General features: G+C 65.4%; 9 protein-coding genes. 3 read left to right on the forward strand and 6 right to left on the reverse strand.

Annotated elements, in window-relative coordinates; all coding sequences use genetic code 11:
- Together AKL29_RS44515 and AKL29_RS08065 are read right to left on the reverse strand one after the other, a co-directional pair.
- The coding region (locus AKL29_RS44515; protein ID WP_244481838.1) for an FAD binding domain-containing protein at positions 1 to 203 on the reverse strand (203 nt) is incomplete at its 3' end.
- A complete protein-coding gene (locus AKL29_RS08065) occupies positions 200 to 697 on the reverse strand; it encodes a (2Fe-2S)-binding protein (RefSeq protein ID WP_028335718.1) in 498 nt (165 codons plus the stop codon). The genes AKL29_RS08065 and AKL29_RS44515, both read right to left, overlap by 4 nt.
- A gap of 152 nt (positions 698 to 849) precedes the next feature.
- Between AKL29_RS08065 and AKL29_RS08070 the strand changes: the two genes are divergently transcribed.
- Positions 850 to 1,494, forward strand: a complete 645-nt coding sequence (locus AKL29_RS08070; protein ID WP_050383740.1) for a TetR/AcrR family transcriptional regulator — start codon at positions 850 to 852, stop codon at positions 1,492 to 1,494.
- Between the two features lie 15 nt (positions 1,495 to 1,509).
- Here AKL29_RS08070 and AKL29_RS08075 read toward each other — a convergent pair whose 3' ends face one another.
- The 4 genes from AKL29_RS08075 to AKL29_RS08090 all read right to left on the reverse strand — a co-directional run bounded on the left by AKL29_RS08075 (position 1,510) and on the right by AKL29_RS08090 (position 3,546).
- Positions 1,510 to 2,109: a hypothetical protein gene (locus AKL29_RS08075; RefSeq protein ID WP_050383741.1), complete on the reverse strand. Its 600-nt coding sequence runs from the start codon at positions 2,107 to 2,109 to the stop codon at positions 1,510 to 1,512.
- A gap of 52 nt (positions 2,110 to 2,161) precedes the next feature.
- A complete protein-coding gene (locus tag AKL29_RS08080; protein ID WP_028335720.1) occupies positions 2,162 to 2,350 on the reverse strand; it encodes a hypothetical protein in 189 nt (62 codons plus the stop codon).
- 36 nt (positions 2,351 to 2,386) lie between these two features.
- Positions 2,387 to 2,830 (reverse strand): hypothetical protein, encoded by a 444-nt coding sequence (locus AKL29_RS08085; protein WP_028335721.1) that lies wholly within the window; start codon positions 2,828 to 2,830, stop codon positions 2,387 to 2,389.
- A 374-nt stretch (positions 2,831 to 3,204) separates the two neighbouring features.
- Complete coding sequence (locus AKL29_RS08090; protein ID WP_050383742.1) at positions 3,205 to 3,546, reverse strand: hypothetical protein; 342 nt, start codon at positions 3,544 to 3,546, stop codon at positions 3,205 to 3,207.
- A gap of 146 nt (positions 3,547 to 3,692) precedes the next feature.
- Between AKL29_RS08090 and AKL29_RS08095 the strand changes: the two genes are divergently transcribed.
- Positions 3,693 to 3,896, forward strand: coding sequence for a hypothetical protein (locus AKL29_RS08095; protein WP_016844551.1), 204 nt, complete (start codon positions 3,693 to 3,695; stop codon positions 3,894 to 3,896).
- Between the two features lie 384 nt (positions 3,897 to 4,280).
- Positions 4,281 to 5,489: efflux RND transporter permease subunit (locus AKL29_RS44520; protein WP_244481830.1), on the forward strand; the 1,209-nt coding region annotated here is incomplete at its 3' end.

Below are 5,489 nucleotides of genomic sequence, written 5' to 3' on the forward strand. Positions count from 1 at the left end.
CGCAGGCCGCCGTCGGCCAGATGCTCGATGCGGTCGAGCCCCGGCAGACGCGTGACGTCAACGAGAAGGCTCGGCCGGCTGACGCCGCCCTTCATCAGGTCGAGCAGATTGGTGCCGGAGGCGAGATAGCTTGCGCCCTTTTCGGATGCCGCCGCGATCGCGTCCGCGACGCTGGCCGGCCTGACATAATCGAAGTTCATCATGCGGAGCGCCTCTGCTTGGTCGCGGTGATGCTGGCCTGCGCCTCGAGCACGGCCTCGGTGATTCCTTGATAGGCCCCGCAGCGGCACAGATTGCCGCTCATGCATTCGCGCACGCGCTCCGGATCTTCGCCGGCCTGGCCCTCCTGGATCAGGCCGATGCCGCTCATGATCTGGCCCGGCGTGCAGAAGCCGCACTGGAAGCCGTCATGGGCGATGAAGGCGGCCTGCACCGGATGCAGCTGGTCGCCGCGCGCGACGCCTTCGATGGTTGTGATCTCGGCGCCGTCATGGCTGACGGCAAGCGCGAGGCAGGAATTGATGCGGCGGCCGTCGACCAGGACGGTGCATGCGCCGCACTGGCCGCGGTCGCATCCCTTCTTGGTGCCGGTGAGATCGAGGCGCTCGCGCAACAGGTCGAGCAGGGTAACGCGGGGGTCGTCGAGGGCAATTTCCCGGCGGACACCGTTGATGGTGAGGCTGAGTGGGAGATTCATGCAGGGCTCCGATCCGTGTATGGTCGGGTTGAATCGAGGCAACGGAAGCCCGTGGCCACCGATGCAGGATCGGCGCGCCTTGTCAGGTCCGGTGCTGGTCGCCATATACGGAGGCATCCTCCGTTTACAAGGGAGGGTGAAAAGAAAAAGCGATGGCCGGTCGATCACCAGAAATTGCACGCAAGCCCCGCGCCGACGCCGTCCGCAATCGCGAGCGCGTGCTGGAATCGGCCAAGGCCGTGTTCTCGGCCGGCGGCAGCGAGGCGAGTCTCGAGGCGGTGGCGCGCCATGCCGGCGTCGGCATCGGCACGCTGTATCGCCACTTCCCGACCCGCGAGGCGCTCTACGAGGCGGTCTATCGCCGCGAGGTCGAGCAGCTCGGCGATCTGGCCGAGCAACTGCAATGCGCCCCCGAGCCGGTCGAGGCGCTGCGCCGCTGGCTGCGCGCCAATGTGGAATTCGTCGCCACCAAGAAGGGCATGGTCGCAGCACTGGCGCTGGTCGCCCACGGCTCGACCGAATTGCACGCCTATTCGTTCGACCGTCTGACCGGGGCGATCGGCACGTTGCTCGCGCGCGCAGTCGCGGCCGGCGCGATCCGCAACGATATCAGCGCCGAGGACGTGCTGCGGGCGCTGATCGGCATGTGCTACATGCACGACCAGCCCGGCTGGCAGACCACCGCGCTCAGGCTGTTGGACGTATTCGTGGACGGCCTGCGGGTGCAGCCGGCGGTCACGATGACGAAGTCGGAGAGCCCAAGGCCGGCGCGGCAGAAAGCCAAGCCGTCGCGCTGACCCGGCGAGGCCTGTTCAGGCCGCCATGTTGAAGAGAATGCCGAGCGGCAGCCGGGGTCCTGCCGGATTGACATGAAGCACCGCATCGATGGTGCGCGCGGCGGAGGATGACGGCTTCATCCAGTCAAGATGACCGGCGAGCCAGGATCGCGGCTCCGCAGCCAGCACGATCGCCGACCCCCAGCTATCCAGCGGATTGTCGCGGGCCAGCGCCTGCTCGCGGCCGGGAATGGTTGTGCCGGCAGCGCCCATCAGATGATGCAGCACCGCCTTGGCAAGCAGGTCGTCGAAACGTCCGTCATCGACCCGTTCGCTCCCGACCGCATCGATCGCGAACAGCGCGTCGGCTTCGGCGCGACTGACCGAATGCCCGGCGCGACCGGCGGCACAGAGGATGCGGGCGCATAGCGCGGCGTCGGCGGCGTCGATCGTTCGCGAGAAATGCGCCCGGCCGGCCACCGTGGGTCCCTCGCCCGCGATGATGTCGCAACATACCAGCGCGAGCGCCGCGGCGCTGCACGCCGCAGCGTCGGACGTTGACCTCGCGATTTCGGCAACAAGATCCTCCGCGTCGCGAGGCGCATGCGGGGACAGCTCTAACTCATGGACACGCATCGATTGCTCTGCTGTTGATTGCCTCCCGCCCCACGACGGTGGCGGCCACCGCTCAAGGACGTCCGGTGCGTGGCCGCAGCCACCGCATGATGATTTCATGCGGTGTTCGCCGGCTGCTGCGCGGCAGGTCGTGCCGCTGCAGCGCCGCCCTTGCAAAGGCAGCCGCCTGCTCGCTGGATTGCCGTTTCTCGCGCGCCAGCAGCATCCATTCGCGGATCACGGCGCGTCGCACCTTGGACATGGCGATTTCCCTTCGCGATAAGCCGCGTTCAGCGCGTCAGGCCGCCAGCTGCAGCGGATGGGTTTGCGACCTCCGTGCCGACAGCGCGCAGCCGCATTCATGCACGATGCCCTGCTCGACGACGAAGCCGCGCCGCTCCAGCGACGCCCGCAGGCTTTGGTTGGCCGAGGCCTTCTGGGCATCGACCCACACCACCAGCACCGCACGCGCGCTGAGGACATTCGTCAACCAGTCCAGCGTCGGCTCGAGTGCGAGAAGCGTGCGCCGCCGCCAATCGACCAGCGCAACGTCGTACTGACCTGCCGGGCGGCCGCAATTGCCCGACGCCGCCGCGCGCGCATAGCCGCGCCGCTGCAGCTCGAACATCAATTCCATGCTCCTCGTGCCGGCCACGACGATGCGCTGTTGCGTCGTGCAGCCGGCAAGCGCGATCATCGGCTCGATGATCCGGTCGCCGATAGCAATCTGAAGCGAAGACATGACATCACCTGTTTCCCGTTCGCTCACGCGCGTGCGGCCGGGCCTCGGCGGCCTGGCGTCCGCGGGAGCGCTTGCATTGGGCTCAATATCTTCAGGGCGGGATATGAATTCGAGAGCGCCGCGGGCTCCGCGGCATATGAGCCGCATAAGCCCGCGGCCGGATGCGATGGCGGCGGTCGCTAGGCATGGAGGCCGCGCAAGTGTGCTAAAGTGCACAGACGATCAGATTGGCATTCGGTTAGATCGTCGCATTGCCAAGCCTCGTACATACATATCTGTTTATATTCGCGATCCGGCCCGGCCATCGTGCCGGGCTTTTTCGTTGCCCATCGCGCCGTAACGAAAAGCCCCGCACTGAGGCGGGGCTTTCGCGATCACCGCGGATTGGTCCGCGTTCCGCTGTTGTTGCCGGGCAGGTTCGATGTCCCGGTCCCGGTCGCGGGATTGTTGTTCGGGTCGGTCGAGTAGTTCGGCGTCGAGGTGCCTGGGTTGTTCATGTTGCCGGTCGTGCTGCCGGGCGGATTGCTCATTCCCGAGCCTGTTCCCATCCCGGTGGTGCCGCCGGTGCCGGTTCCTGTGCCGGAGTTTCCGGTCCCCGCCCCTGCACTCGCGCCGCCGGCCGATCCTCCACCGGCGCCGCCGCCACCCTGCGCAAAGGCGAGCGAGGTGGCCAGCATCATGGCCGCAGCCAATCCGATCGTTGCCAGTTTCTTCATGTGAGGTCCTTTCCTGGTTCGACCGGAAGCAACGTGGACCGCAAGGCGGACGTTCCTGGACGGCAGGACACGCATCCGACGCGCGCTCGCGAGGAACATGACGCTGGCTGTCCTGTTGAGCGGAATAGCGTTCCCGGAGATGCATGATGAAGACACTTCAAATGCAGCACGAGATCACGGCCGAACTCGAAAGACGATCCGGTGTCACGGGCCTGAAGCTGATCCGGCTCAAGGGCTATACGCCGAGCTGGGATCTCGGCGGCACCCGCGAGACCGCGCTGGACGAGGCGAAGGAAAAAGAGCTTCGCGACATCGTGACCAGGATGCAGGACGAGTTCGACATCGCCTAGGACCGCCGCACGAGCAAGTTGCACCGGACAGGCTGCGCCTGAACAATCGTGACGCTCTCTCGTGGCGTCGAGCCAACCGCGCGCGCAATTCTATGTCGTTCCACGATATATTTTGCGCCAGCGACATTTTTGACGCTTCCGAAACGGCGATAGCGGCACGAAATTCCGGCCATTGAACGAACGTCGAATGGCCGGTCCGACGTTTCCATTCGCGCGGCGCCCCCCGGAATGATTATGCTGGCAAAAAACAGGTAGACGCGGAGGCAAACTCCGCGATCTGCCGATTGGCCATGGCGAGGAAAACGCGCGTTCGCGCTCGAGCTTTCGAGCACGACTCCCGACCTTCGGGAAAAGATGCGCCTGCCGTTCATTTGGATCGCAGAAATGAACGAGAGCATCTCATCTCGGTTTATCCGCTACCCGATCGGCACCTCGCTGCTGATGGCCGGCATTCTGTTCGTCGGAATGGTCGCCTATCCCCTGCTGCCGGTCGCGCCGCTGCCGCAGGTCGACTTTCCGACCATTCAGATCTCCGCAAGTCTGCCCGGCGCCAGCCCGGAAACCATGGCGTCCTCGGTTGCGCAGCCGCTGGAGCGGCAATTCGCGCAGATTCCCGGCATCGCCCAAATGACCTCGACGAGTTCGCTGGGGTCGACCGCGGTCACCATCCAGTTCGATCTGAACCGCAGCATCGACGGCGCCGCCAACGATGTCCAGGCCGCGATCAATGCCGCTGGCGGCCAGTTGCCCAAGAACCTGCCGTCGCCGCCGACCTATCGCAAGGTCAACCCGGCGGACTCGCCTGTCCTCATATTGTCGGCGACCTCGGACACATTGCCGCTGATCAAGGTGAGCGACGCGGTCGACGCCCAGCTCGGGCAGCAGATCAGTCAGATCTCGGGCGTCGCCCAGGTGTTCATCGGCGGCCAGCGGAAGCCCGCAATTCGCGTGCAGATCGATCCCGCCAAGCTGGTCGCCAAGGGATTGTCGCTGGAAGATATCCGCGGCCAGATCGCCATCACGACGACAGACAGTCCGAAGGGCAACATCGACGGCGCCAGCCGCGCCTACACGATCTACGCCAACGATCAGCTGCCGGATGCCAAGGACTGGAATGACGTCATCGTCGCCTATCGCAACGGCGGCCCGTTGCGGATCCGCGACATCGGCCGGGCCGTCGCCGCGCCGGAAGACATGAAACAGGCGGCCTGGGCGGACGGCAAACGCGGCGTGTTCCTCGTCATCTTCAAGCAACCCGGCGCCAACGTCATCGGGACGGTCGACAGGATCAAGGAGCAGCTTCCAAGGCTCGTTACCGCCATTCCGCACGCCATCAAGATCAAGATCATCAGCGACCGGACATTGACCATCCGCGCCGCCGTCGAGGACGTGCAGATCACGCTGCTGATCACCATCGTTCTGGTCGTCATGGTGATCTTCCTGTTCCTGCGCAGCTTCTGGGCGACGGTGATTCCTGCCGTGACCGTGCCGCTCGCGCTGCTCGGCGCCTGCGCGCTGATGTGGGTGTTCGGCTATACGCTCGACAACCTTTCGCTGATGGCGCTGACGATTGCGGTCGGCTTCGTGGTCGAC

Source organism: Bradyrhizobium pachyrhizi, assembly GCF_001189245.1.
Classification (GTDB): domain Bacteria; phylum Pseudomonadota; class Alphaproteobacteria; order Rhizobiales; family Xanthobacteraceae; genus Bradyrhizobium; species Bradyrhizobium pachyrhizi.